Genomic DNA, 22858 nt, shown 5'->3' with positions numbered 1-22858 from the left:
AAATGCAGAAGTTCCGCGTTAGCTTGATTACAGTTGTTCTTGCCGCGACCATAGGAGTGGCGAATGCAGCTTCGCTAGCCAATGGAGTCGTTTATAGCGCTAATGAGGGCGATGGCTCCATCAGCGTGATCACACTAAGTTCGGGCGAAGTCCGTACGGTGGATATACCCGTGGTGCCCCATAACGTCCAAATATCGCCCAATGGAAAACTTCTCCTAGCCGTTGGCACGCCTTCCAGTGGCCATGGAGGCCATGGTGGCGAAAAGAGCGAGCCAACGGCTTCAGCCGCCACGCACGGCCACGGCAGTCAGGCGGGCCTGGTGCTTTTGGATGCAAACCAGCCAGGGGAACTAATCGCGACGCTGCCCTCCGGCGACCATCCTGCCCATGTCGTCACCAGCAAGAGCGGCGACCTTGCCTATATAACCAATGCTGATACGAATCGGGTAACGGTAGTCGATATCAGCCGGAAAGCGGTTGTCGCCGAAATTCCTACCGGCAGTTATCCTCATGGTTTGCGTCTCAGCCCGGATGGGCGTGAGCTATACGTAGCGAACGTTACTGACAATAGCGTGTCAGTAATCGACGCGGAGAATCTGAAAGAATCTGCACGTATCCCTGTGGGTAAAGCGCCGGTTCAGGTGGCTTTTACACCCGATGGGGCACAGGTCTATGTGTCTCTGCGTGATGAGAATAGTGTCGCGGTCATCGATACGAGCACTCGGAAAGTCGCCGGTAATATCCAAGTGGGGCGCAACCCGATCCAGATTTTTTCCACGCCCGACGGCAGCAAAATGTACGTGGCCAATCAAGGCAGTGACAGCAATCCCGATAATACGGTGTCGGTAATCGATATCGGGACACAGCGCGTTGTCGATACGGTAACGACGGATATGGGCGCGCACGGGGTGGTGGCGAGCGATGATGGCAAGTTGGTGTTCATTACGAACAACAAGGCCGATACCGTGAGCGCCATCGACACGAGCACGCAGGCAGTTGTCGGGACCTATAAGGTCGGCCCTGCTCCAAACGGCATCACTTATCGCGCCCTCCCATAAGGCGTAATCTACCGGTCAGCTACTACGGGACGTCGGTAGCTGACCCGCGGGCCTGGTCAGCCTGCTGTTTTTTTCGTGCGTGTTCGATACTCTCCGAAACCACTCTTGCTGCATCCGAATCAGGTGGAAGCACTTCCAGTAGTCGACCCCAGTAATTAATGGCCGCAGGATAGTCTTCACGTTGCATGGCCGCCGCACCAGCAAGTGTTAGGGGCATCGGTGCCTCAGGGCTGAGCGACAAGGCGCGCTCAAGCAACCGGGTCGGTTCTCCCTCAAAGCCCGAGCTTCGTGTTCGTGCAAGTGTCTCCGCATATTCTGCCAATGCCAATGGATCGGTCTGGACGAGATTGTTGGCATTTGAGAATGCGTTGGCAGCTTCTTCGTATCGTCCAAAATGGCGGTAAGAGCGAGCCAACATGAGCCAGCCTGTCGAATCGTCGGGATTCTGTTTGAGTCGCTGCTCCAGAGAAGCTACCATGGCCTGCACATCCGCTTGCGTGATCACACTGGTGCCTGGAGCCGACGACGGGCTTATCGCGGCAGGATTTCCTAAGTACAGATAGGTCAGCGTCGCCGCGATAGGCAGCACAATGGCAAGCGCTATGGCGGCGTGCCTGCTTCCGGCGTTGGTAGCTGAACCCGCTTTCGATGATTCCGCTTCGTCCAAAGCGCGTCGTTGCAAGTCGGCTCTGGCCTCAGCCAAATCATTGGCCGAAATAGTGCCATGGGCGTGGTCCCGCTCAAGCTCGGCCCATTGGTCGCGCAGCACGGCGGTATTCACGCCGCCGTGCTCTACGCGGTTCACCTGCTTAGGACCTCGCCAAAGGACCGCACAGAGCCACAGAGTGGCACCGCCGATTAGCAAGGCTGCGATGATGATAAAGGGAAAATTCATAGTCAATCCGGGATATTGTTGAGCTTCAGCAGCGCCTCGGCCCGTTTGCGTTCTTCGTCGCTTAGTAATCTGTCAGTCATGCTGCGCATGCGGTGTCGTAGTGTCAGTGTGAGCACAAGTAAGCCGAATACAAGAAGCAGCAAGGGCCCGAACCAAAGCAGTATTGTTGTGGCCTGCAATGGCGGTCGATAGAGGATGAAATCACCGTAACGATCAACCATATATGCCCTGATTTCCTGATCAGTTTGACCCGCGTGGATTTGTTCGCGTATTTGTTGGCGTAAGTCCACGGCAAGATCGGCGCGGGAGGCGGCGATAGACTCGTTCTGGCATACCAGGCACCGCAACTCTGAGGCAATGTTAAGCATTCGCTCTTCCGCCGCGCGGTCCGCTGCCCAGACTGGTGCGGAGATCACAGCGCACAACAGGATAAGCCACCATCGTTTCATCGGTTGAGCTCCCGTATCAGCGGTAAAAGCGTATCGCGTGCAGTCTTTTCATCCACAGCGCCAATATGCTTGTAGCGAATGAATCCGGCCTTATCGATGACGAAGGTTTCCGGAACCCCGTACACGCCGTAGTTGATGCCTACGCGTCCGTCTGTATCCGATGCAGAGACGATATATCCGTTGCCATAGCGTTCGAGCCAAGCAATCGCTTCGTCGCGTTTATCCTTGTAATTGAGGCCTACAATAGGGACGCTTCGTGCCAGATCTGTAATGACTGGGTGCTCTTGAAGACAGGCATAACACCACGAGGCCCAGATGTTCAACAGCCAAACTTGGCCTTTCATTTGTTCCGGGGAGAACGTCTTCTCAGGTGCTGCGAGCTGAGGCAGAGTAAACCCGGGTGCGGGCTTATCGATAAAGGGTGATGGTACTTCGCTGGGTTTAAGGGTCAGGCCCAAAGCCAGAAAACCGATTAAGACAAGGAACCCAAGGAGAGGCCATAAGAAACGATTCATGGCGATGTCCTCTGTGATGGCGCGGCCGTCCGTCGATTACGCCGCTTGAGCCGATAACGGCGATCACTAATGGCCAACAGTCCGCCAAGAGCCATGAGGATGCACCCAGCCCAAATCCAATCCACGAAAGGCTTGTAGTAAACGCGCACACTCCAGGCGCCGTCGCCAAGCGGTTCTCCGAGTGCTGCGTAGACGTGGCGCAACCCGTTTGCATCAATGGCCGCTTCGGTCATCGGCATCGGCGAGGATGTGTACGTGCGCTTCTCAGGATGCAAGGTGCGCAGCACCTGGCCGTTTCGTGAAAGCTCGATGTCGCCCACTTCTGCCATGTAGTTGGGACCTTGGGCATTTCGGACCCCCAAAAAGGTAAGGTCATAGCCACCTGCGCTCACGGAGTCTCCCGGCATCATGCGGATGTCCTGTTCGGTCTCGTAACCTGTCACAAGCGTGACGCCAACGACGAATACAGCGATGCCCAGATGTGCCATGTGCATGCCCAGCCAACTACGCGGCTGCGCCAGCAAACCGCTACGCGTGGCACGCATGCGCTCAAGAACGCCCGTAAGCACTGAGGCAGCGATCCAGGCCGCCAGCGTAATGCCAAGTGCAATGAAGATCGACCAGCGACCCAGTAGAAATGGGGTGACCAAGCCGACCACGAGTGCAACGACTGCTGGAAGGCGTAGGTGTTTGGCCATTGCGCCGAGTTTTGCGGTCTTCCAGTTGGCGACCGGCCCCACGGCTATTAGGATAAGCGCGGGTATCATCAACGGGATGAAGACTGCATTGAAGTATGGTGGCCCCACAGAGAGCTTACCCAGGCCCAGCGCGTCAATGAACAGCGGATACAGGGTCCCGAGAAGGACAGCGCCGGTGGCAACTGCAAGTACTACGTTATTTACCAGTAGCAGTGATTCCCTTGATATTGCCGCGAACCGCCCCCCCATCCCGACTTTCGGAGCGCGTAGCGCGAATAGAAATAGGGATGAGCCAACGACCACAGCAAACAGCATTAGTATGAATACGCCTCGGCGGGGATCTGTGGCAAATGTGTGTACCGATGTCAGTACGCCCGAGCGCACGAGGAAAGCACCGAGCAGGGAGAACGAAAACGTGCTGATGGCAAGCAAGACCGTCCAGTTCTTGAAGCTTGCCCGCTTTTCAGTCACCGCCAAAGAATGAATCAGGGCTGTGCCGACCAGCCAGGGGATAAACGAAGAGTTTTCGACAGGGTCCCAGAACCACCATCCCCCCCAACCTAGCTCGTAATAGGCCCACCAACTTCCGAGCGCTATCCCCAGTGTTAAGAACAGCCATGCAGCGGTAGCCCAAGGGCGGGACCAACGCGCCCAGGTTGAATCGAGCTGGCCCGCCAGCAACGCCGCGATCGCAAACGCGAAGGCTACAGAGAAACCGACGTATCCCATGTAGAGTAATGGCGGGTGGAAGATCAGGCCGACATCCTGTAAAAGAGGGTTCAAATCCAAACCGTCGATAGGGGCTGGCGTGAGTCGTTCGAACGGGTTGGAAGTCAGCAGCACAAATAGCAAGAATCCGACGGTAACCAATCCGAGGACGCCGAGTACGCGGGCGACCATAGCGTCAGGCAGCAGTCTTGAAAATCGACTGACCGCGTAAGCCCAACCTGTTTGCATCAGCATCCAGAGCAAGAGCGAGCCTTCATGCCCGCCCCAGACGGCCGATATCCTGTACATCAGAGGCAACTGCGAATTGGAGTTCTCTGCGACGTAAGCAACAGAGAAGTCCTTCGCAATAAACGCCCAGGTCAGGCTTGCGAAGCTTACGACCACCAACAGGAACTGGGCACGCGCCGCGGGCCGTGCAAAGGCGATCCAGGCAGCATGACCTTGCGCTGCTCCAATGAGGCCTAAGCCGCCTTGAGCGAGCGCGATGAATAGGGTGGCGATCAGGGAAAAATGGCCAATTTCCGGAATCATCTTCGTCAAGGCCTCTCATTCATGGTCTTGCCAGCCTGGTCCAGCGCATGTTGCGCTTCAGACGGCATATAGTTCTCGTCGTGCTTAGCAAGAACTTCGTCGGCATGGAACAGGCCGTTTTTGTCGAGCTTCCCTTGTGCCACCACGCCTTTGCCTTCGCTGAACAGGTCGGGCAGGATACCCGAGTAGCTGACGGGAATCGTCTTGGCCGTGTCAGTGACGACAAACTGCACGATGAGTCCGTCGCTTTGACGCTGCACGCTGCCGGTCTGCACCATGCCTCCGACACGGAACGTACGCGCCTCGGGCGCTTCGCCCGCACTGACTTGCGTTGGAGTGAAAAAGAAAACCAGATTGCTTTGAAACGCGTTAAGTACGAGTGCGGTAGCAATGCCAATTGCGGCCAAGCCGCCGGTAATGAGGGCGATCCGCTTATGTCGAGGTTTCATCTGAATGCTCCTTTCGCAAAGTTAATTCGCGCTTCACGTGCGATAGCGCTGCTTTGCGGCGCCCGCGAAGAAAAAACCATTCGGCACAAAGCGCGGCCGCGCTGACCAGGACCGATCCCCAGACATATGTGCTATAGCCTCCCATGGCAAAGAATTCTCCAGGACTTGTCCAGTTCATCGTTTCACCTCTTTCAATTGATACAGCCAGTCGGCATGCTGCTCGCGCTCAAGGATGATGCAGCGGACTCGCGCCAATGTGATGGCCATTGAATACAGCCAGGCAGCGAAGACCATGAGCAGCATGCCCACGAGCATGATCGTCGCCATGGAAGGTGCCTTGGTCAGCGAGACGGAAGCTCCTTGATGCAGCGTGTTCCACCATTGCACCGAGAAGTAAATGATTGGAATATTGACTACGCCGACGAGTGCGAGCACCGCCCCCGCCTTGTCTGCGCGGCGCGGCTCGTCGATGGCAGATTGGAGCGCCATAAACCCAATATATAAAAAGAGAAGAATGAGTTCGGACGTTAGACGCGCATCCCATACCCACCAGGTTCCCCACATTGGCCTGCCCCACAATGCGCCTGTCCAGAGCGACAGAAAGGTGAATATTGCGCCTGTAGGTGCGAGCGCCGATGCCATCATGGCTGAAAGCCGGCTATTGAACGCCAAGCCGACTGCAGCCCAGAAAGCCATGGCCAGGTAGATCAACATGGACATCCACGAGACGGGCACATGCAAAAAGATAATGCGGTAGCCCTCGCCTTGCTGCGCGTCAGTAGGCGCCACGAAAAAGCCCACATACATCCCTGCAATCGCCAGCATGGTTGCCATCGCGGCAAGCCAGGGAATGAGCTTTCCCGCAAGCGGGTAAAACGTTTTGGGTGATGAGAATTTGAACCAGTTAATCATTCGTTCGCTCAATATTCCAAGGCAACGCGTAGCGCGGCCGTCGCCGCCCACGGTGCAAAAAAGCCAGCTAGCACCAGGAGAGCAGCCAGTATGGAAAGGTGTGCCGACGCGCCGAGACCCGAGGCAATTGCCTCGACTGACCCTGCGCCAAAAATCAGGACAGGCACGTAAAGTGGAAGCACGAGTACGGCTACGAGAACACCACCTCCGCGAACACCGAGCGTCAATCCCGCACCAATTGCGCCAATAAGGCTCAGAACGGGAGTGCCGACGGCCAGCGACACCGTCAGGATCAGCAGCGACGGCATAGGAAGATCGAATTGCAACGCCAATACCGGGGCTATTACAGTCAGGGGCAAACCAGACAGCAGCCAATGCGCTAACACCTTTCCAACGACCAGCATGCTCAATGGGGTCGGTGAAAGAGCCATCTGTTCGAGCGTGCCATCGGCGTGATCCTGTTCAAACAGCCTGTTGAGCGACAGCATGCTTGCCAGCAGCGCCGAAACCCACAGAATTCCGGGCGCAATCTGGCGCAGTGTTTCGCGTTCAGCGCCCACACCCAATGGGATCAAGCTGACCACGATGACAAAGAAGAAGAGAGGCGTGAGGGTGTCAGACTTGCGTCGTAGGGCGAGCTTCAAGTCTCGATGTACTACCACATACATGGGATGGCGATTAAATGGGCTCTTCATGCGCTCATCCTGATACTGTGGCTCGTGCCCGCCAACGACAGATGCTGGTGGCTCGTCAGGACAACCATCCCGCCATCTAGCAAATGTTGATCAATCACATCAGCCAACCATTGACAGCCGGCCGTATCCAGTGCTGTCAACGGTTCGTCGAGGATCCAGAGGCTGCTTTGTTGGAGCAGCAGCCGAGCCAGGCTAGCTCGGCGTTTTTGACCCTGGGACAATCCTCGTACTGGAAGGCTTTCTCGCCCCGCTAAACCGACTTCTTTCAGAGCGTCGGACACAAGAGCGGGGGTTGTGGATATACCGGCCAACGCAGCGATGATCAATAGGTTTTCCATGGCATTCAGGTCTTCTTTCAGGCCCAGGCCGTGACCGCAATACAACATATCGCGCTGATACTCGCCCAGCTGCTCGTCGAGGAGGCGGCCGTTCCAGCGAATAGCGCCTTCAGCTGATGCAGTCAATCCGGCCAGCATGCGTAGGAGGGTGGTTTTGCCGCTGCCGTTTTCACCTCGCACGAGCAGGCACTCGCCTGCCCGAACCTGAAAACTCAAGCGGTTAAACAGACGGCGCTCTCCGCGCACGCCCACGAGATTAATTGCTTCAAGCACTGGATACCGTTGCTCGCTCTAATGTTGATTGCCACGGGTGCCGGGGCACCCTGGAATAGCGCTGATCGATCAAATTCCTTCGACCGATGGATGAGGCGCTGCTTTAGAGACTGACTGCGAGCACGCTGGACGTAACGCGATCTGGCGTAGTTAAGCCGGATGGAGCAAGAGAAAACCGAATAGCGGCGAGTCAGCTCAAATGAGCGAAAGCCATTGAGGCCGTTCAGGCCGTTCGGCAAGGATAGGCAGGCTTAGCTGCGCCTCATGGGAGCGAAGCGCAAGATCGGAAGTCGATGGCGGAACCAGGTGTTGATCGGATGAAGTAAGCGTGGTAGTAGTCTGGCCATTACAAGAATGATCAGACTGATCCATAACCTTGGGCGCTTGAGTAACAGATTCTTGACGCTCTATGGCCGGAATGGACGACTCTTCTTTGTCGTTATCACAGTCGATCCCAACGCATACCTGCTCCACTTGCTGGCAATAAATCCCGACTACGCCCCAGGACGCCTGGAGCGGCAGTATGGCCAGCAGAATAAGGAGGAGGAACTTTTTCATCGCAGCAGCATTGTATCGAACCCGCCTGCATCTCGCAAAATGCTCAGAAGTTTCTTACCACAGCTGCGGCCTACAAGCACTGCAGGCTCCCTCGCATGACAAAAGTGTAATCTCTAGGTCATGCGACTGACAGCATGTGCGGTCTATATTGATTGGTTTCCATTAACCCGTATGGTTGGTAGCTGGTGAAAGCAGTTCGTTTAATCGTAGCGGCGCTTACGTTGCTACTGGCTGGGCTAACTGGTTTTAGCCACGCATATGCCGTTGGCTCCGTTCCAGCAGCATCGGTTGCTCCAGCCTTGGCCGCCGCTTCATCAGGCGGTGTATTGGGTTCTCTTCGGGGATTGTTCGGCGGCGCACCTAAAGAGCAAGAGTTGCTACCGCCGGAAGAAGCGTTTCAGGTGGCCGTTTCTGCTCAGAATCGGGACACCTTGGTTGCCACATTAACAGCTGCCCAAGGTTATTATCTATACCGTGATCGTATTGCATTCCATATTGAGAATTCGCAAGATGTGACGATTGCGGACGTATCGCTGCCGAAAGGAAAGCTCAAGGATGATCCCACGTTCGGGCCGGTCGAGGTTTATTACGATTCGATAGAGGCCCTGATCACGTTGAATCGCCAGGCAAGTGATAAACCGGAGTTGGTGCGTTTGCGCGCATCTTTCCAGGGTTGTAACGATCCAACAGGGGTTTGCTATCCGCCAATGGAGCAAACCCTCACGATTTCGCTGGCAAATTCGGCTGCGCCCGTAGTTTCGATTCAGCCTGCTGTTGAGCAACAGTCGATTGACGAAAGTGGTACGGCGCCCAATCAAGCTGCCAGGAAGTCGGTTTCTGACACAAGTTTGGTGCGGGACCTGTTCGCGCAAGGCAACACTTGGGCGCTGCTCGCGGCATTCTTCGGTTTTGGCCTGGTTCTAGCTTTTACCCCCTGCATGCTGCCCATGATTCCCATCCTGTCCGGCATGATTATTGGTCAGGGTGACAAGCTTAGCCGTCGGCATGCATTCGGCCTGTCACTGGTGTACGTCTTAGCAATGGCAGTGACATACGCCCTGGCCGGCGTGGCGGCCGGCATGGCCGGTACCATGTTGGCGGCGTATCTGCAAAACCCGTGGGTTCTGGGAAGCTTTGCAGCCGTCTTTGTGCTGCTCGCGCTTTCGATGTTCGGATTTTACCAGTTGCAAATACCTGCCTCCATACAGACTCGATTGGCTGGCGCGGCAAATCGCCGGGGCGGAGGTAAGGTCGTAAGCGTGTTTTTGATGGGAGTGCTCTCGGCTGTCATCGTGGGGCCGTGCGTTGCAGCGCCGCTTGCGGGGGCATTGCTTTACATCGGACAAACCGAAGATGTGGTACTGGGCGGTTTAGCTCTATTCACGATGGCCATAGGGATGGGCGTACCCCTCTTGATTTTTGGGACGACAGCAGGGGCACTGCTGCCCAAAGCGGGTCCATGGATGAGATCGGTACAGCATTTCTTTGGTGTCACCATGCTCGCTGTCGCCATTTACCTCATTTCCCCGGTAGTCCCAGCCGTCGTTCATATGATTTTGTGGGCCGTTTTGCTCATCATTTCGGCCATGTACTTGAAGGCGCTGGATCCGCTGCCCGCAACCTCGCCCGGGGCTGTTCGCTTTGGAAAGGGTGTCGGAATAATCGCCTTGACACTGGGTTTGGCAATTTTTGTCGGCGCATTATCGGGGAGCCGCGACATCCTGCAGCCCTTGAGCGCCTTCGTGAGCTCGAGCGCGTCAATCGACCAGGAAGGCTCTGATGGCGCGTTTCAGTTTCAGAAAATCACAAGTCTTGCTGAGCTTGATGCGCAATTGCAAGCTGCCGATGGCCGCTATGTGATGCTGGACTTCTGGGCGGATTGGTGCGTGTCGTGCAAGGAAATGGAGCTATTTACATTCACCGATTCGAAAGTTAGGGACAGGCTGAAGGATGTCATTTTGCTCAAGGCTGATGTGACGGCCAATAATGCGGCCGATCAAGCGCTGCTCAAGCGTTTTGGGCTTTTCGGCCCGCCTGGGATTATCTTCTTCGACAGGCAGGGCGAGGAAATCGACTTTCAAGTCGTCGGCTTTCAGTCAGCAAAGAAGTTTCTGCGCTCATTGGATACGGCAATTCCGCTGTGAGAGCCCTGCGCAATGTTCTTTGATTACAAAAATGTAATTCTGCCGTCACGCGCCAGACAGCCGTACTTGATTAAAGTTAAGAAGTGGTTCGTCGCGTAGGCATCGGATCGCTAAAAAAAGCCCAAATCACAATTTGACCTCAAAAGGATTGCCTCGCGTGAAACGCCGCACTACGCTCGCTATTCCCGTACCACTTATGCCCCGTCGCCGCTTTGTTCAAGGGTTGGCTGCTGGCGGTGTGCTTCTTGGCCTGTCGCCTTATGCCCGAGCCCTGGGAATGCAGTCAAACCCAACGAGCACGGGTTCCGCGCAGCTCCTGACTGGAACCGAATTTAATCTGGAAATCGGCGAGTCCCCCGTCAACTTCACGGGTAGTCCCCGCATGGCAACCACCGTGAATGGCTCGCTTCCTGCACCGACCCTACGGTGGCGCGAGGGCGACACGGTAACCATCAGGGTGAAGAACCGCCTGAAAGAGGCTACCTCCATCCATTGGCACGGCATCATCCTGCCCTTTGAAATGGACGGTGTGCCAGGAATCAGCTTTACGGGCATACCGCCTGGGGAAACCTTCACCTACCGCTTCAAGGTGCAGCAGAACGGCACCTATTGGTACCACTCGCATTCGGGCATGCAGGAAGCCACCGGCGTTTACGGGGCAATCATCATCGACCCTGCGGAAACGGACCCCATACGCGCCGACCGCGAGTATGTTGTTCAGCTGTCCGATTGGACCGACGAAGACCCTATGCGAGTGCTCGCCAAACTGAAGATGCAAGGCGACTATTACAACTATAACCAGCCCACGGCAGTGGATTTCTTCCGAGATGTCTCTGACATGGGACTGAAAGCGGCCGTGGACAAGCGCAAGATGTGGAATGAAATGCGCATGAGTCCCACGGACCTTGCCGACCTGTCGGCCGATGTCCTCACTTACCTGATGAACGGCACCACGCCGGCCGGGAACTGGACGGGGCTGTTTCGGCCTGGCGAGCGCGTCCGCCTTCGGTTCATCAATGGGGCGGCGAACACCTTCTACGACGTGCGGATTCCAGGCCTTGGCTTAACGGTCGTGCAAGCCGACGGCGTCAATATCGAGCCAGTCACCGTCGATGAGTTCCGTTTCGGGCCCGGCGAAACCTATGACGTATTGGTGCAGCCCAAAGACGATGCTTACACAGTTTATGCGCAAGCGATGGATCGTACAGGCTATGCGCGCGGCACCTTAGCCACGCATGCCGGCCTGGAGGCGCCCGTACCGGCGTTAGACCCCGTGCAATGGCTGGACATGGCTGACATGATGGGGGCAATGGGCGGCGGCATGGCGGGCATGAGTCATGGCGCAGCGGGCCATGCCTCCATGGGTGGTATGAATCACGGCAGCGGCATGGGCCATGGCAGTATGCCCGGGATGAGCCATGGAAATATGACCGGAATGAACCATGGCGACATGCAAGGGATGAACCACGCAAGCATGGCTGGCGCGGGGCACGGCGCAATGGGCGCAGGCAGTGCCAGCACCCAAGTGCGTCATGCCCGAACCGAGTACGGCGCCAGCACCGACATGCGGGTCGATATGCCGCGCACCAATCTGGACGATCCCGGTATCGGCTTACGCAATAGCGGACGGCGCGTCCTCACGCTGGCGGATTTGCACACGATGGGCGGGCCGATGGATCCACGCGGTGCAGAGCGTGAAATCGAGCTTCATCTGACAGGGAATATGGAACGTTACACGTGGTCATTCGATGGCGTGGAGTTCGGTCAATCGACACCGGTTCATTTTCGTTACGGAGAGCGGGTCAGGGTCATTTTGCACAACGACACCATGATGACGCATCCCATGCACTTACACGGGATGTGGAGCGAACTCGAAACGCCTGACGGACAGTTTCAAGCGCGTCGCCACACGATTCCCGTGCAGCCCGCCCAGCGTATCAGTTTTCTCGTGACAGCCGACGCTCTCGGACGATGGGCCTGGCACTGCCATCTGATGTTGCACATGGATATGGGGATGTTTCGCGAAGTGGTGGTGGCATGAACTCAATAAACGAGAAAAAGGGAATTCTGGCCGTGAATACTCGTATAAGAAAACGTATTCTTGGGGTCGCCATCGCAACGCTCGGTGCAACGCCGCTTTTTGCCAACGCCCAAGCGCATGATGCTCATAGCAGCCATACCGCCATGCCGGCCAGCTCGGCTCCTGCCGGTGCAGCAAACATGCCTGGCATGGCTCACAGCAAAATGAATATGCCTGGCATGGGCCATGACACGATGAAAATGAAGTCAACCGCTGCGCCTAAGCCAGCAGATGGCATGCCCGGTATGAACCATGGCCAAGCTAACACAGCGCCAACTGCTCCTGCTCACGATATGGGAGCAATGGATATGGGCGGTGGTGAAATGGACCATGGCGACATGCAAATGCAAGGCGGATCGGCGCCACCCGATGCCCGCGATCCGAATGCCTACTCGGATGGCTACGTGCGTAATGCGGGCAAGTATGCCTTGCCGCCGTCAGAGGCGCTGATTATGTCGGACGCGCATAACTTTGGTTCCGTTTACTTTGACCGCCTGGAGTACGTCAAGGCGCGGGGGGAGGAATGGGCGGCCTATGAGGGCGAAGCATGGTATGGCAGCACCTATAACCGCGCGGTGATCAAGGCAGAGGGTGAAATCGCGAGTGGCAAACTGCAGGAATCCAAGACGCAGTTACTTTGGCGTCATGCGGTGTCAACCTTTTGGGATACGGAATTGGGCGTGCGTTTCGATCATGGCCACGGTGCGCCGAACCGGGAATGGTTGGCATTTGGTGTTAAAGGGCTTGCGCCTTACTGGTTTGATGTAGACGCCACCGCTTATGTGGGCCCCAGTGGACGTACTGCTTTGGGGTTGAAGGCGGAGTACGACATCTTGCTTACCCAGAAGCTCTACCTTCAGCCGAGCGTAGAGGTTAATTTCTATGGCAAGAACGACGAACGCCGGGGTATCGGCAGCGGTCTGTCGGACGGCACGGCGGGCTTGCGCCTAAAGTACGAAGTCACTCGTCAGTTTGTACCCTACATTGGCGTAGAGTGGTCCAGCAAATTCGGGAAGACGGCGGATTACGCGCGTGCAGAAGGCGCAGCCAAGCAAGAAACCCGTTTTGTCGCGGGGTTGAGTTTCCGGTTTTGAAGCCGGCTTTTTCTCACATAGGTGGCCGGAAACCGCTGCCACACACAATTTAAATGAGTCCTTTTGATGAAGAAATCCCTATCCATTTTGGCTTTGAGCGTGCTACCCACCATCGCATTAGCGGCAGGCAACCATGGCGGTGGTCATGGCATGCCCTCGCACGGCATGCCAGGCCATGATATGTCCACAATGTCGAATGCACCTTCCCCTATTGGCCAACCCGGTGACCCGGCCAAGGTGACTCGCACGATCGAACTGACGATGGACGATACCATGCGATTTACACCCAGTGATATCAAGGTTAATGCAGGCGAGACGGTTCGTTTCTTCATTAAAAACACTGGGAAAATTTCGCACGAAATGGTGATTGGGTCGCTTGCCGATTTAAAGGCTCACGCTGCCGAGATGCAAAAGATGCCAGGGATGAAGCATGCGGAACCGAACATGATTACGCTTGCACCGGGTAAGATTGGTGGCTTGGTGTGGCAGTTCGACCAGGCTGGCACTGTTGATTTTGCTTGCTTGATCCCAGGGCATATGGAGGCCGGGATGGTTGGCAAGGTAAAGGTCGATTAACACAGCGCCGATATGTCAAAAAAGCGGTTCATCCTTGGGGCTGTCGGCGTCTTGGTCGCAGGGGCTGCTGCCTTGTTGTATTACGGGGGGCGCGATGCGGGGCCGGCATTTATCGATCCTGCTGATCATATGCTCGTGGTGACGGGCAAGGCGATCTACGCGAATAATTGCGCCGCATGCCACGGGGAGGCGCTGCAAGGGCAGCCGAATTGGCGCCAGCGCCTTCCCAATGGAAGGCTGCCTGCGCCGCCTCACGACAAGACCGGCCATACGTGGCACCACCCGGATGCGATGCTCTTTGATATGGTCAAGAATGGCTTGGTGCCAGGTAAAACGGCGCCTCCGGGCTATGAGAGCGACATGCCTGCATATGCGGGAATCCTGACCGATGAGGAGATCGTTGCTGTACTGGCCTATATCAAAAGCGATTGGCCGCCTAAAGTGCTGCAGGCACAAAAAGAAGTGACGTTGCAGCGGCGCCAATAGCGCTAGCGGCCGTCGCCCTGCGTCCGACGCTAGTTTTATATGGAGTTTTTTATGCGAGTTTTGTTTGCTGCGGTCGCCCTCATGACCGCAACTTCGTTTTCCCACGCCGCTGGGAATGCCATTACCGTTTACCAGGATCCGAATTGTGGGTGTTGCTCCGGCTGGGTCGATCATATGCGTGATGCCGGCTTTGAAGTCAACGCCATCAAGACGGGTAGTATGGTTTCAATCAAGCAGAAGCTGGGCGTACCCATGACGCTAAGTTCATGCCACACCGCCGTAGTCGAGGGTACAGGTCAGATTATCGAGGGTCATGTGCCGGTGAGCGCGGTGAACAAGCTGTTGGCAGACTCATCAGTGAGAGGTGTTTCGGCACCAGGCATGCCTTTGAATGCGCCAGGGATGGGCGAGCTTGATGGAAACCTTGTTACGGTTGACTTCGCCGGCAAGCCTTTCTCCAGAGATTAGGTGTCGCCCGATACGGGGTCTGTGGCGGATGTCGTTTTTTCAGTAGAAAAAGGCTGACCGTTCTCTCCCTTCGCCAGCTTGCGGTATAGGAGCCGCAGGCAAAAAAGTATCTTTAAGAGAAACATTTGAATTATGCCGCAGCGTAAAGTTTCATCCTTTATTCCTGGGTATAAACTGAAAAACTCGTTTCGAATTGTCGGCATGATCGTCTTTTCGATGGCTTCACTTGCCGTCTTCAACGTAAAGGCAGAGGCATCGAGTTTCTCCATTATTGCTGAACAGTTTAAGCTTCCCGCTGTATCAGGCACGATTGCCAAAACGCCCAGACTAGAGAAGTTGCGTGAAGCGTTTTTCTCTGAGCCAATTAGTGCGGCGAAGGCCAAGGTCAGTTCTCCCTTTGGGTTGCGCTTTCATCCCGCTCAAAGCAAACAGAAGCATCACGATGGCATCGATTATTCGGCCCCCAAAGGAACACCGATCCGAGCAGCCGCTGACGGTACTGTAGCGTTTGTTGGCCGCAAGAACGGTTACGGAAAGGTTGTCATCATTGAACACTCGGCGGGTTTCTCAACGCTTTACGCGCATCAGAGTCGATTCGCCCGAAATCTGAAGAAGGGATCGGTGGTTCCTCAGGGAGAGACGGTCGGCTATGTGGGTGCGACCGGAACAGCCACTGGCAACCATTTACACTACGAGGTTTGGCTGAACAATGAACCGATCGACCCGTCAAGTGCAAACCAGCTGTACGCTGGCAATGATCCGATTTACGGCACAGACGTTCAGCGACAGTTGTTGCTTACGCAGGCGGAATTTCCACCCATTGAACGAGTGTTAGTCGGCAAGGATTAACACTCGTTCAATTCATACCGATGTTCGTAGCCGGAGGGTGTTGAAGACCACTGCCGCTGACCCCAAACTCATTGCCAGTGCCGAAAATATTGGCGAAAGCAAAAGCCCGGTGAACGGGTACAGCACTCCTGTTGCAAGCGGTATGCCGAGCGCGTTGTAGCCGAGTGACAGGGTACTACTGAGTTTTATTCCACGCTTCTCGGGCAGGCGCGGTGAGTTCTTACCAGCTCTAAGGTAGCCTCAAAGCGGGGCTATCGGCAGCAACTTCGAAAACTTTCAACATCTGCGACAGACCTGACTCTTCTGCTGCGGACAGCGGCGCAAAGTCGCGTGTACGCTCGATAGCGTACGCGATCTCTCGGATGCGGGCTGGATTGTCACGGGCCAGCAACTGGGGAAGGGTCACAATTGCGGCCACCTCGTCAAGCCGCATGATGTTGGCTTGGCGGCGCACCGTATGACGGAAAGAAGCCATGTCAAAGCCACGGTGGCAGTCTGGCTGATGTAGTTCGAGCATCAGGTTCGCGCGCCGCTCATCGATCGAACTACAAAAGCGGTGAATATAAATCAGGGCTCGGATGCCTGCCTCGACCGCGCCGCCTTCGGCGAGCTCGGCACGTAGCTTTGCGAGCTTCTGCTGAACCAAGGTATCGTGATCAACTGAAGTGCAAGGCACCGCGCGGGCTGGCTCATCACTACCTGTCTGTCCAGCGAGAATGCGCATCCAGGGCGAGTCGTAAATCCATTCAAAAGCCCGCTCATAGCCCGAATCCCGCATATCTCGCCACTGGTCGAGCGTCTGGGTAATGGCTTTCGACACAATCCGCTGCATCTGGAGAAAAGGATTGTCCTCATCAATCGTTACGCGCTGCTCGCGAACTTTGATTGCTGCTTCAGCAATTTGTGGTGCCAACGGATTGTGGTCCGACCACCATTCGTAAGAGACCCTCAACGGATGCATGGCCTGTAACCACTGCGCCGCCTGCGGCGTAAATGTGTGACGTACCCATGGTTGCAAAAATTGGCGGTACAGCCCTAAATTTATCTTCGAGAGTTGCGCCACAGCGTTGAAGCGCCGGTCGCTCTCTGGATCCGGCTGAACAATCTCACGCACACTGGCCACATTAGTTGGCTCAATTGATAGCTCAAAGTTATTGATAGGTGCCACAACATTTCTCTGTGCGGGCTCTGTGATCGTTGCGCGATATATGCCTGCGGGTAACACGTCGATCAAGTCAATATTGGTAGTGAATTTGTGATGTTCTTTACGGCTGACCGCGCCGGACACGAATATGCCCAGATGGCCGACGCTCTCATGCGTGGCATAGATAATGGTTTGGTCGTGGGTTAATACGTCTTCATCGTCACCGTATAAGTCAGTAATCCAACCTAAAGCCTGTGGTGGCGGTGTGATGTTGTCACCATAGGAGCAGAAGACTACGATCGGCGAGCGAATGTTGCGTAGATCGATGCGTACACCATCCGAGGTATGCAGCTCAGCGGTGGCGAGACGGTTGCCGATGAAAAGATTGTCAACGATGTACTGCATTTCAACATCATTGAGGTAGACGTATCCACCCCAGTATTTCTCGAAGTCCAGGTAGCGAGGCGCCTCTGTGTCGACGTTTGCGTACAGATGGTGTTGCTTGTTCCAGAGCGTATTGGCTGGATTGAGATTCTCGAAGTTTTGCACCAACCACGCGCCGTCGAAGCGGCCGGCGCCCATGTCGCTAGACATTGCAGTTAGCCAGCTGCCACCAAGCAGCCCGGCGGTATAGCGCATGGGGTCACGGCCGCGCCAGCCCGCCCAGTAGGAAAGCGGTGCTCCGGCGACAATGATCGGTCCGAACAGCTCTGGTCGAATGGACGCGGTCATCAGAATTTGCCATCCGGCTTGGCAATTGCCAATGACGGCTGGCTTGCCTTCTGGGCACGGGTGCAATTCAATTATTCTTTCAAGGAAGGCCGCTTCGGCCTGCATCACGTCTTCGATCGTTTGCCCCTCTATGGGGTCGGGCAGAAAGCCAATGAAATAGCAAGGGTGACCAGCGTCTATTATCACGCCGATCTCGCTATCGACTTTGAAGCCTCCGATGCCCGGACCGTGGCCAGCGCGAGGATCAATCACGACGAAGGGTCGTTTCATATGATCTGCCGGCTTGTCGTGAGGCGGCACTATCCGTACCAGCCAATAGTTCACTGGGCGGGGCAAGTCTTTGCCGGACATCACCACTTCGGAAAGGAAATTCAGAACATTTGGAACGCGCTCAGCCAGATGCGCTTGATACTGGTTGCCGCGTTGGCGTATGACGTCTGCGTAAAGGATACCGCGTTGCCAGGTGTCAACTGCATACTCTGCCAGAGTAGCAAGGTGTGGCAGTTTGGCAGTATCGGTTTTTGGCTTGGCCGTGTCGCGGCCTTTACCCTGCGAGTTGTTCCGTGTTTCCGCGTTCATATTGGCTCCCTCCCGTGCGCCAGCGCAGTTTGTTAACAGAAAGCCGCGATTATGGGGAAGTAGTGGTTGCTGCGGGCATTCTGTCCATCATCATTTGCATCATGGCCTGCATCATGTCCATCCGCTTCAGCATCATCTCGTGATCTGCGCCGGACGGTGCTGCCGACGGGCTTTTCTCAGCTTGAGAGTGAGCGTTTCCCATCATTCCCGTACCATGCATGCCAGCCGATGCCATACCCATTAGCTGCATGCCTTCTTTCATCAAATCGAGGTGCTCGGACATGAGGGCACTACGTTCTTCAGGTGTGGCTTTCTGAATATTTTCATGAAAGGCGTGCATGGCCTTCATATGGGTATCCATTTTCTGCTTCAGAAGCGCCGGATCTGCCACTATCGATTTTTCAGAAACCGAAGTTTCATTGTTGCCTGCTCCCGCTGGGTGGTGTGCGTTATGCCCGTCCGTCGTTTGAGCCCACGACAGCGCGCTGGCCGAACTCAGAATAATGGTGGACGCAACTAAACGGATCCTTCTCATGATGACGCTCCTTATGTGAAAGTGACCACGAGCATGGTCATTGCATTCACTATACTGAGGAGGAACTGTCGAAACGATGTCGCGGACATTACAAAACAGCAATGTCTGCGACGCTCAAGCATTATTCAAGTGTTGGCACCGTCGCGACTGGTGGTCAGACGGACTTGCGCAGTCTTAGTGCGTTGAAGACCACCGACGCTGAACTCAAACTCATTGCCAGTGCCGCAAACATTGGCGAAAGTAGCAGCCCCGTGAGGGGATAGAGCACGCCGGCGGCCAACGGTACGCCGAGCGCGTTGTAGACGAACGCGAAACCTAGATTTTGCTTCATGTTCGCAATCGTTTTCTCGGACAGATCACGGGCGATTGAAATGCCGCGCAAGTCGCCCTTGACCAAAGTCACTTGGGCGCTGTTCATCGCTACATCGGTGCCGGTGCCCATTGCAATGCCCACATCGGCTTTCGCCAATGCCGGTGCATCGTTAATGCCGTCTCCCGCCATGGCGACGACGCGTCCTTCGGCCTGAAGCCTGGTCACCAAGTCCAGCTTGTCGGCCGGCTTTACTTCTCCGTGTACTTCATCAATGCCCAGCTGCTTGGCAACGGAGTGGGCTGTAGCGATGCCGTCGCCAGTTGCCATGATGACCCGAATGCCGGCGTGCTGAAGATCGCGTACTGCCTGTGGCGTGCTTTGCTTGATTGGGTCGGAGACCGCCAGCAGACCTGTCAATTTTCCCTCTGCGGCCAGGAACATGACGCTCGCGCCCTTTGCGCGCAATTGCTCCGCCGTTTGCGTCATGACTGAGACATCAACACCTTCTTGTTGCATCAAGGCGGTGTTACCCAGGACGAGCCGCTTTCCATCAACGTGGCCGCGAACGCCAATGCCGCTACCCGATTCGAAATCTTCAACCGCACTGAGTGTTAAGCCGCGCTCATGTGCAGCCTGGACAATGGCGTGAGCAAGCGGATGTTCGCTGCCTTGATCCAGGCTGGCCGCCAAGTGCAGCACTTCATCTGCAGTTGCTTCATTCGCTGGCACTGCTTGTTCGAACGTCGGGCGGCCTTCGGTCAAAGTGCCTGTTTTGTCGACGATCAGGGTATCGACCTTGCGGAAATTCTCGATGGCTGCCGCATCACGAAACAGCACACCCTGTGTAGCACCGCGTCCTGTCGCCACCATGATGGACATGGGTGTAGCCAACCCCAGTGCACATGGGCAAGCGATGATCAGCACGGCAACCGCGTTGATCAAGCCGTACACCCAACTTGGTTGCGGCCCGATCAGGCCCCAAGTGATCAATGTGGCGACTGCGATGATGACCACCGCTACCACGAAGTAGCCGGCAACGACGTCGGCCATCCGTTGCATAGGCGCCCGCGAGCGCTGGGCTTGTGCCACAAGTTGAACGATTTGCGAAAGAACCGTCGCCGAGCCCACTTTTTCGGCGCGGATCACGAGTGAGCCGGAAGTGTTCATTGTCGCGCCGATCACCTTGTCACCGGGGCGTTTGCTTACGGGCAGCGGTTCACCCGTCAGCATCGACTCGTCCAGCGAGCTGCTGCCCTCTTCGACAGTGCCGTCAACCGGTACTTTCTCGCCGGGCCGCACGCGAAGGCGATCACCCTCGTGGACATGGGTCAACGGCACATCTTCTTCGGAGCCATCGGCGTTGATGCGCCGTGCCGTCTTGGGTGCCAGGCCAAGCAGCGACTTGATGGCCGCCGACGTTTGCGAGCGCGCCCGCAGCTCAAGAATCTGACCAAACAGCGTCAACGAGATGATGACGACCGCCGCTTCAAAGTAGACGGCAATCCGTCCCATGGACATGAAGGTGTCTGGGAAGACGTCGGGTGTCACCGTGGCCACAACGCTATAGACGTATGCAGCTGCCGTTCCGAGGCCAATGAGCGTCCACATGTTGGGGCTGCGGTTGATAACCGACTGCCAACCGCGAATGAAGAAAGGTTGGCCGGCCCAGAGCACAACGGGTGTCGATAGCACCAGTTCGATCCATGTTTGTGCCGACATGCTGAACCACCCGAGTTGTGGTCCGAACATGGCGAGAACCGTAACGATAATGGTGAAGGGCAACGTCCACCAGAATCTACGCGAGAAATCCCTGAGCTCCGGGTTATCGTCATCGAGACTAGGCAGTAACGGCTCAAGCGCCATGCCGCATTTGGGGCAACTGCCCGGACGATTCTGGCGAATTTCAGGATGCATGGGACATGTATATATAGTTCCCGGTGCAACGCTCTGTTCAAGGTCTTTATCGTCTCGGCCCGATGCGGGCGTCAGAAACTGTTCTGGTGCTTTATTGAATGTGCCCATGCATTTGGCACTACAAAAATGAAAGTGCCTTCGCTTGTATTCGACGTGATAGGGCGAGTCTTTTGACACTTGCATACCACACACGGGATCTGTAAGGGCAGCGTTGTGACTGGGCGGATGCGCATCGTTGTGCTCGTGTTCGGGAGACAGATTTTTATTGCTCATGATGCCAATGCCTTCTGTTGCGAGATGAAATTATGGAACGCAGCGTCCAGGGATCAAGCTTATGCAATTTCATCATGCCATAGTCGGGTCTCTTTCCCCTGACATTCTGATTACTAGTCCATTACATTTGTGTAATCTTTATGTAAAGGAATTATCTTCTGGTAATTTGCAAGGAAATCACATCAATCAGTAGTACTCGTCATCTATATCGGAAGCGGTTTTGCCGATAAATGCGAGAGGGGGCGACTGTGACTTTTCCTGTTAGAGGATGTGCTAATGGTACACGGCAGCATTTTTTGTTTCTAATACTAGCGTTTTCGCTAAATGCCGTCCTTAGGCGCCTAAGTTCTGAAGCGAGGCTCGATGGAACTCCGCCACCTTCGTTGTTTTCTTGCAGTTGCAGAAGAACTGCATTTCGCACGTGCCGCCGAGCGACTACATATTGAACAGTCGCCGTTGTCGCGGACGATTAAGGAGCTAGAGGAAGATCTTGGGGCGAAACTGTTTGTGCGTACAACCCGCAGTACGCGCTTAACCCGTGCCGGCCATGAGTTTCTGCTGCATGTGCGACGCATTCTGCCAATGGTGCAGCAGGCCAGGGACAGTACACAGGCGGTAGCAAACGGCTATCATCGTCAGTTGCGTATTGCCTTGTCGGACGCCTTGCCGTCCCCGTGCCTGCCGGCATTGCTGGCCCGTTGCCGGGAGCAGGAACCGGAGGTTGAGGTGCGCATGTTTGAGATGCCGTTCTCGGAACAGTTCCGGGGTTTGCACGATGACCTGTATGACGTGGGCCTTAATCAAGTGGGCGACGTGGGTGATGTACTGTTGGCACGCCCCGTCTGGCATGACCCGCTGCGGGTTGTCCTGCCTGAGCGCCACCCTCTGTTGAACCATAGCCGGGTGCCTTTGCGGGAGTTACTGCGTTATCCCTTGGTTCTAGGGCACACGACGATATGTGAGGGTTTTACGCGGCAGATAGATCGTATTTTGCACCAGACCGATCAGGAGCCGCTAATACTGGAGCGGGTAAGCTCGTTCGACATGATGGTGACGCTGGTGGCGGCAGGGTATGCCCTGGGATTGGCTGGCGCTTCGCATATGCTTGTATGCGGTGACCGTGGCGTCGTGGCGCGTCCCCTGGCTGGCAAAGCGGCCACGCTTACAACTTATCTGGTGCATCGCAATGAAAATCTGTCCGAAGCTATGGAACGATTCATCGGACGTGTGGAAACATTGAAGTGGACGGGTACAGACTCACCCGATTACCGTCAACCCGATCCCTCGGAGGTATGATGCGCAAAATATCGCTGTTATTGGTTTTGGTAGCCGGGTTGGCCGGTTGCGGTCCATCTGAAGCGCCTGCTCCCAAGCCAGACATCCCTACTGTCGAGGAACTGGCCGCTGCCCCCGAACGGCTCAAAGAGTTGCGTGCGCAATGTAAAACGGATCGGGCCAATCTTGGCGATGTGCTGTGCGACCGCGTAGCTGAAGCCACGCGCAAACGCTTCTACGGTGACGGCACCGTGCCTTACACCCCATCGGATACGCCACCCAAGTTCTGATTCGTC

22 protein-coding genes are annotated in these 22858 nt (G+C 55.7%); 10 read left to right on the top strand and 12 right to left on the bottom strand.

Translation table 11 applies throughout. From position 1 onward, the window contains the following. Positions 1-2 precede the first annotated feature (2 nt). Positions 3-1058, top strand: coding sequence for a YVTN family beta-propeller repeat protein (locus DFR37_RS18085; RefSeq protein WP_113934579.1), 1056 nt, complete (start codon positions 3-5; stop codon positions 1056-1058). 22 nt (positions 1059-1080) lie between these two features. On the opposite strand, the gene ccmI is transcribed toward DFR37_RS18085, so the two are convergent. From ccmI to ccmA, 9 genes are read right to left on the bottom strand one after another with little or no spacing between them, the layout of a single operon-like run. Then, a complete protein-coding gene (ccmI, locus tag DFR37_RS18080) occupies positions 1081-1953 on the bottom strand; it encodes a c-type cytochrome biogenesis protein CcmI (RefSeq protein ID WP_113934578.1) in 873 nt (290 codons plus the stop codon). Between the two features lie 2 nt (positions 1954-1955). Continuing rightward, positions 1956-2402 (bottom strand): cytochrome c-type biogenesis protein, encoded by a 447-nt coding sequence (locus DFR37_RS18075; RefSeq protein ID WP_108621420.1) that lies wholly within the window; start codon positions 2400-2402, stop codon positions 1956-1958. Further along, positions 2399-2917 carry a DsbE family thiol:disulfide interchange protein gene (locus tag DFR37_RS18070; RefSeq protein WP_113934577.1) on the bottom strand — a complete coding sequence of 173 codons (519 nt, stop codon included), beginning with the start codon at positions 2915-2917 and terminating at the stop codon, positions 2399-2401. The genes DFR37_RS18075 and DFR37_RS18070 overlap by 4 nt, the downstream gene beginning before the upstream one ends. Continuing rightward, positions 2914-4875, bottom strand: coding sequence for a heme lyase CcmF/NrfE family subunit (locus DFR37_RS18065; protein WP_113934610.1), 1962 nt, complete (start codon positions 4873-4875; stop codon positions 2914-2916). The genes DFR37_RS18070 and DFR37_RS18065 overlap by 4 nt, the downstream gene beginning before the upstream one ends. Before the next feature lie 5 nt (positions 4876-4880). Further along, positions 4881-5324 carry a cytochrome c maturation protein CcmE gene (gene ccmE / locus DFR37_RS18060; protein WP_113934576.1) on the bottom strand — a complete coding sequence of 148 codons (444 nt, stop codon included), beginning with the start codon at positions 5322-5324 and terminating at the stop codon, positions 4881-4883. Further along, a complete protein-coding gene (gene ccmD, locus DFR37_RS18055; protein WP_242341909.1) occupies positions 5308-5469 on the bottom strand; it encodes a heme exporter protein CcmD in 162 nt (53 codons plus the stop codon). The genes ccmE and ccmD overlap by 17 nt, the downstream gene beginning before the upstream one ends. A gap of 29 nt (positions 5470-5498) precedes the next feature. Further along, entirely contained in the window at positions 5499-6236 is a 738-nt protein-coding gene (ccmC, locus tag DFR37_RS18050; protein ID WP_113934574.1) for a heme ABC transporter permease CcmC, read from the bottom strand. Between the two features lie 8 nt (positions 6237-6244). After that, positions 6245-6931, bottom strand: a complete 687-nt coding sequence (gene ccmB, locus DFR37_RS18045; RefSeq protein ID WP_211317277.1) for a heme exporter protein CcmB — start codon at positions 6929-6931, stop codon at positions 6245-6247. Then, positions 6928-7542 carry a cytochrome c biogenesis heme-transporting ATPase CcmA gene (gene ccmA / locus DFR37_RS18040; RefSeq protein WP_113934573.1) on the bottom strand — a complete coding sequence of 205 codons (615 nt, stop codon included), beginning with the start codon at positions 7540-7542 and terminating at the stop codon, positions 6928-6930. The genes ccmB and ccmA overlap by 4 nt, the downstream gene beginning before the upstream one ends. A gap of 743 nt (positions 7543-8285) precedes the next feature. Between ccmA and dsbD the strand changes: the two genes are divergently transcribed. The 7 genes from dsbD (at position 8286) to DFR37_RS18000 (ending at position 15797) form a co-directional block, all read left to right on the top strand. After that, positions 8286-10244 carry a protein-disulfide reductase DsbD gene (gene dsbD, locus DFR37_RS18030; protein WP_242341905.1) on the top strand — a complete coding sequence of 653 codons (1959 nt, stop codon included), beginning with the start codon at positions 8286-8288 and terminating at the stop codon, positions 10242-10244. A 196-nt stretch (positions 10245-10440) separates the two neighbouring features. Next, positions 10441-12285 carry a copper resistance system multicopper oxidase gene (locus tag DFR37_RS18025; protein WP_113934608.1) on the top strand — a complete coding sequence of 615 codons (1845 nt, stop codon included), beginning with the start codon at positions 10441-10443 and terminating at the stop codon, positions 12283-12285. Then, positions 12282-13418, top strand: a complete 1137-nt coding sequence (locus DFR37_RS18020) for a copper resistance protein B (RefSeq protein ID WP_170139950.1) — start codon at positions 12282-12284, stop codon at positions 13416-13418. The genes DFR37_RS18025 and DFR37_RS18020 overlap by 4 nt, the downstream gene beginning before the upstream one ends. 66 nt (positions 13419-13484) lie before the next feature. Continuing rightward, on the top strand, positions 13485-13994 hold the full coding sequence (locus DFR37_RS18015; protein ID WP_108621409.1) for a cupredoxin domain-containing protein: 510 nt from the start codon (positions 13485-13487) through the stop codon (positions 13992-13994). A 12-nt stretch (positions 13995-14006) separates the two neighbouring features. Continuing rightward, positions 14007-14480 carry a c-type cytochrome gene (locus tag DFR37_RS18010; protein ID WP_113934570.1) on the top strand — a complete coding sequence of 158 codons (474 nt, stop codon included), beginning with the start codon at positions 14007-14009 and terminating at the stop codon, positions 14478-14480. Between the two features lie 51 nt (positions 14481-14531). Then, on the top strand, positions 14532-14948 hold the full coding sequence (locus DFR37_RS18005; RefSeq protein ID WP_113934569.1) for a DUF411 domain-containing protein: 417 nt from the start codon (positions 14532-14534) through the stop codon (positions 14946-14948). A gap of 132 nt (positions 14949-15080) precedes the next feature. Beyond that, the gene (locus tag DFR37_RS18000) at positions 15081-15797 is read left to right on the top strand and encodes a M23 family metallopeptidase (RefSeq protein WP_113934568.1); all 717 of its coding nucleotides are present in this window, start codon (positions 15081-15083) and stop codon (positions 15795-15797) included. A gap of 229 nt (positions 15798-16026) precedes the next feature. On the opposite strand, the gene DFR37_RS17995 is transcribed toward DFR37_RS18000, so the two are convergent. The 3 genes from DFR37_RS17995 to DFR37_RS17985 all read right to left on the bottom strand — a co-directional run bounded on the left by DFR37_RS17995 (position 16027) and on the right by DFR37_RS17985 (position 21287). Continuing rightward, a complete protein-coding gene (locus tag DFR37_RS17995) occupies positions 16027-18252 on the bottom strand; it encodes a DUF3141 domain-containing protein (RefSeq protein WP_108621405.1) in 2226 nt (741 codons plus the stop codon). Positions 18253-18301: 49 nt separating this feature from the next. After that, positions 18302-18787, bottom strand: a complete 486-nt coding sequence (locus DFR37_RS17990) for a hypothetical protein (RefSeq protein WP_113934567.1) — start codon at positions 18785-18787, stop codon at positions 18302-18304. A 154-nt stretch (positions 18788-18941) separates the two neighbouring features. Continuing rightward, positions 18942-21287, bottom strand: a complete 2346-nt coding sequence (locus DFR37_RS17985) for a heavy metal translocating P-type ATPase (protein WP_113934566.1) — start codon at positions 21285-21287, stop codon at positions 18942-18944. A 363-nt stretch (positions 21288-21650) separates the two neighbouring features. On the opposite strand from DFR37_RS17985, the gene DFR37_RS17980 reads away from it, so the two are divergent. Together DFR37_RS17980 and DFR37_RS17975 are read left to right on the top strand one after the other, a co-directional pair. Further along, a complete protein-coding gene (locus DFR37_RS17980) occupies positions 21651-22583 on the top strand; it encodes a LysR family transcriptional regulator (protein WP_113934565.1) in 933 nt (310 codons plus the stop codon). Then, positions 22583-22852: an EexN family lipoprotein gene (locus DFR37_RS17975; protein WP_113934564.1), complete on the top strand. Its 270-nt coding sequence runs from the start codon at positions 22583-22585 to the stop codon at positions 22850-22852. The genes DFR37_RS17980 and DFR37_RS17975 overlap by 1 nt, the downstream gene beginning before the upstream one ends. Positions 22853-22858: the final 6 nt, after the last annotated feature.

The organism is Eoetvoesiella caeni (assembly GCF_003315175.1).
In the GTDB taxonomy this organism is placed as follows: Bacteria; Pseudomonadota; Gammaproteobacteria; order Burkholderiales; family Burkholderiaceae_B; genus Eoetvoesia; species Eoetvoesia caeni.
The sequence above is the reverse complement of the archived record's forward strand: the minus strand, read 5'-3'. Positions and strand labels throughout refer to the sequence as shown.

Excerpts from the sequence above, each read along its gene's own strand:
- DFR37_RS18085 (WP_113934579.1), top strand. The coding sequence starts at position 3 with ATGCAGAAGTTCCGCGTTAGCTTGATTACAGTTGTTCTTGCCGCGACC.
- ccmI (WP_113934578.1), bottom strand. The coding sequence starts at position 1,953 with ATGAATTTTCCCTTTATCATCATCGCAGCCTTGCTAATCGGCGGTGCC.
- DFR37_RS18075 (WP_108621420.1), bottom strand. The coding sequence starts at position 2,402 with ATGAAACGATGGTGGCTTATCCTGTTGTGCGCTGTGATCTCCGCACCA.
- DFR37_RS18070 (WP_113934577.1), bottom strand. The coding sequence starts at position 2,917 with ATGAATCGTTTCTTATGGCCTCTCCTTGGGTTCCTTGTCTTAATCGGT.
- DFR37_RS18065 (WP_113934610.1), bottom strand. The coding sequence starts at position 4,875 with ATGATTCCGGAAATTGGCCATTTTTCCCTGATCGCCACCCTATTCATC.
- ccmE (WP_113934576.1), bottom strand. The coding sequence starts at position 5,324 with ATGAAACCTCGACATAAGCGGATCGCCCTCATTACCGGCGGCTTGGCC.
- ccmD (WP_242341909.1), bottom strand. The coding sequence starts at position 5,469 with ATGGGAGGCTATAGCACATATGTCTGGGGATCGGTCCTGGTCAGCGCG.
- ccmC (WP_113934574.1), bottom strand. The coding sequence starts at position 6,236 with ATGATTAACTGGTTCAAATTCTCATCACCCAAAACGTTTTACCCGCTT.
- ccmB (WP_211317277.1), bottom strand. The coding sequence starts at position 6,931 with ATGAAGAGCCCATTTAATCGCCATCCCATGTATGTGGTAGTACATCGA.
- DFR37_RS18025 (WP_113934608.1), top strand. The coding sequence starts at position 10,441 with ATGCCCCGTCGCCGCTTTGTTCAAGGGTTGGCTGCTGGCGGTGTGCTT.
- DFR37_RS18020 (WP_170139950.1), top strand. The coding sequence starts at position 12,282 with ATGAACTCAATAAACGAGAAAAAGGGAATTCTGGCCGTGAATACTCGT.
- DFR37_RS18015 (WP_108621409.1), top strand. The coding sequence starts at position 13,485 with ATGAAGAAATCCCTATCCATTTTGGCTTTGAGCGTGCTACCCACCATC.
- DFR37_RS18010 (WP_113934570.1), top strand. The coding sequence starts at position 14,007 with ATGTCAAAAAAGCGGTTCATCCTTGGGGCTGTCGGCGTCTTGGTCGCA.
- DFR37_RS18005 (WP_113934569.1), top strand. The coding sequence starts at position 14,532 with ATGCGAGTTTTGTTTGCTGCGGTCGCCCTCATGACCGCAACTTCGTTT.
- DFR37_RS18000 (WP_113934568.1), top strand. The coding sequence starts at position 15,081 with ATGCCGCAGCGTAAAGTTTCATCCTTTATTCCTGGGTATAAACTGAAA.
- DFR37_RS17995 (WP_108621405.1), bottom strand. The coding sequence starts at position 18,252 with ATGAACGCGGAAACACGGAACAACTCGCAGGGTAAAGGCCGCGACACG.
- DFR37_RS17990 (WP_113934567.1), bottom strand. The coding sequence starts at position 18,787 with ATGAGAAGGATCCGTTTAGTTGCGTCCACCATTATTCTGAGTTCGGCC.
- DFR37_RS17985 (WP_113934566.1), bottom strand. The coding sequence starts at position 21,287 with ATGAGCAATAAAAATCTGTCTCCCGAACACGAGCACAACGATGCGCAT.
- DFR37_RS17980 (WP_113934565.1), top strand. The coding sequence starts at position 21,651 with ATGGAACTCCGCCACCTTCGTTGTTTTCTTGCAGTTGCAGAAGAACTG.
- DFR37_RS17975 (WP_113934564.1), top strand. The coding sequence starts at position 22,583 with ATGCGCAAAATATCGCTGTTATTGGTTTTGGTAGCCGGGTTGGCCGGT.